This window comes from Paenibacillus soyae, assembly GCF_024623455.1.
GTDB classification, from domain to species: domain Bacteria; phylum Bacillota; class Bacilli; order Paenibacillales; family Paenibacillaceae; genus Pristimantibacillus; species Pristimantibacillus soyae.
The window spans coordinates 1-304 of sequence record NZ_JANIPJ010000080.1 but is presented as its reverse complement, the minus strand read 5'-3'; the positions used below and the strand labels follow the sequence as shown (position 1 = coordinate 304).

General features: G+C 47.7%; 1 protein-coding gene. It reads right to left on the bottom strand.

Annotation, left to right across the window (positions count from 1 at the left end; all coding sequences use genetic code 11):
• The coding region (locus NQZ67_RS30925) for a sulfatase/phosphatase domain-containing protein (protein WP_257453183.1) at nucleotides 1–304 on the bottom strand (304 nt) is incomplete at both ends.

The window sequence follows — 304 nt, the reverse complement described above, 5'->3', positions numbered from 1 at the left end:
CGCTCTGGCGGGAGCTGCTGCGGCTCATAACGTTTCCAATCATCCCCGTCAATCATCGTCGTGCATTGATCCGCTCTCAGTTGCTCAAGCAACTGGCGTTTCATTCGTTCCGCTTGATCCTTGTACATGGGATTGTTAAAGAAGTTGTGCGTTTCTTCCGGATCAACCTGCAAGTCAAACAACCATTCCTTATTGTCCGGCGCTGAGTAGATATATTTGTATCGTTCCGTAACGGCCATATATACACCGAATTCATTCCGGTTATATTGACCCATCGTTAATTCTCTCTGCTGCTTGCCCTCAG